The organism is Arthrobacter sp. HMWF013 (assembly GCF_003061105.1).
Lineage (GTDB): Bacteria > Actinomycetota > Actinomycetes > Actinomycetales > Micrococcaceae > Arthrobacter.
This window is the reverse complement of the sequence record NZ_QAIQ01000714.1, coordinates 1-1,202: the sequence shown is the minus strand read 5'-3', so window position 1 is coordinate 1,202 and position 1,202 is coordinate 1. Positions and strand designations below refer to the sequence as shown.

1 protein-coding gene and 1 pseudogene are annotated in these 1,202 nt (G+C 63.4%); one reads left to right on the top strand and one right to left on the bottom strand.

From position 1 onward, the window contains the following. Positions 1–640: HNH endonuclease signature motif containing protein (locus DBR22_RS23090; RefSeq protein WP_146187641.1), on the top strand; the 640-nt coding region annotated here is incomplete at its 5' end. 239 nt (positions 641–879) lie between these two features. Here DBR22_RS23090 and DBR22_RS23085 read toward each other — a convergent pair. Beyond that, a pseudogene (locus tag DBR22_RS23085) lies at positions 880–1,202 on the bottom strand (putative protein N(5)-glutamine methyltransferase); the annotation flags it as partial.

Sequence of the window (1,202 nt, the reverse complement as noted above, 5' to 3'; positions counted from 1 at the left end):
CCTGCCCATCACCGGCGGAAACCGCCCCCAAATCCTCGCCACCATCCACTACCAAGACCTCCTCCCCCACCCCGCGGACGCAACCACCACCGCCACCGCGACCGGCACCAACATCACCACCAAAACGCGCCCAGGCACGGGCACCGAGCCAGGGACAGAGACAGGGATAGGAACACGGACAGAGACGGGGACAAGGTCAGGGACGGGCAACTACACCTTCACCGGCCCCGTCGCCGCCACCACCCTGCGCAAACTCGCCTGCGACGCCGACATCATCCCCGTCCTGCTCGGCACCAACAGCGAAATCCTGGACCTCGGCCGCAAAACCCGCCTCTTCACCCCCGCCCAACGCCTCGCCCTCACCGCCCGCGACCAAGGCTGCACCTTCCCCAACTGCACCATCCCAGCCCCCTGGTGCGAAGCCCACCACATCACCTACTGGTCCAACAACGGCCCCACCAACACCACCAACGGCACCCTCCTCTGCTCACACCACCACCACCTCATCCACAAAGAACAATGGACCATCACCACCCAACACGGCACCCCCTGGTACACACCCCCACGCCACATCGACCCCACCCAAAAACCCCAACAAAACCACTACTTCAAACCATCCCCACCACCCCCACGCGAATAGCGCAGCCAGCTCAACCATGCGCCGAGAGCGTTGCCGGTCACCCGGCTCAAACCTGCGCCGACAGAGCTCGCCGGTAAGAGCACCGGGCGGATGAGAAATTCGGGCTGAGTACTTCAGGTTGATTACTTCAGGTTGAGCACATTGGGTTGAGCACATTGGGTTGAGCACACACGGGAAACGAACTTTGTGGATCAGCGTTCGAGCGTCGACCGCCAGCCGCTAGGAATCATCTGATCCAGTCAGCCCAGCCCAGGGCCAATGCCACTGCCAACGCCAACAACCACTGTGCCGTCGAGCTCCTCAGAGCGGACGATCCGGACAGCCAGACCTGCATCGGCCAAAATCGCGGCCGTCTGATCAGCTTGCCTTTGGCTGGTCTCCAGGATGAGGCTGCCGCCCGGGTGGAGCCACTCCGATGCCCCGTCGGCAAGACGACGGTGGAAATCAAGACCGTCCGGCCCGCCATCAAGCGCCAGTCGTTTTTCATGCAGGCGGGCTTCCGGGGGCATGGTGCCTATCGCACCTGTCGGGACATAGGGGGCGTTGACGGCCAGGACTTGGA